General features: G+C 67.0%; 1 pseudogene. It reads left to right on the top strand.

The features are described 5' to 3' along the window. Positions 1-449, top strand: a pseudogene (locus tag ADL12_RS24305) (DNA-directed RNA polymerase subunit alpha); the annotation flags it as partial.

The raw sequence follows: 449 nt of genomic DNA, 5'->3' as shown, positions 1-449 counted from the left end.
GTGATGTACCTGCGCAAGCAGGGCCCGGGTCTGGTCACCGCCGCCGACATCGCGCCCCCGGCCGGTGTCGAGGTGCACAACCCCGACCTCGTCCTCGCCACGCTCAACGGCAAGGGCAAGCTGGAGATGGAACTGACGGTCGAGCGTGGCCGCGGTTACGTCTCCGCCGTGCAGAACAAGCAGGTGGGCCAGGAGATCGGCCGTATCCCGGTCGACTCCATCTACAGCCCCGTGCTGAAGGTCACGTACAAGGTCGAGGCGACTCGTGTCGAGCAGCGCACCGACTTCGACAAGCTGATCGTCGACGTCGAGACCAAGCAGGCGATGCGTCCGCGTGACGCCATGGCGTCGGCCGGTAAGACGCTGGTCGAGCTGTTCGGTCTCGCCCGTGAGCTGAACATCGACGCCGAGGGCATCGACATGGGCCCGTCGCCCACGGACGCCGCCCT

Origin of the sequence: Streptomyces regalis, from assembly GCF_001509475.1 — a bacterium.
Classification (GTDB): Bacteria; Actinomycetota; Actinomycetes; order Streptomycetales; family Streptomycetaceae; genus Streptomyces; species Streptomyces regalis.
Note: the sequence above shows the minus strand (reverse complement) of the source record. Positions and strands in the feature narration are given on the sequence as shown.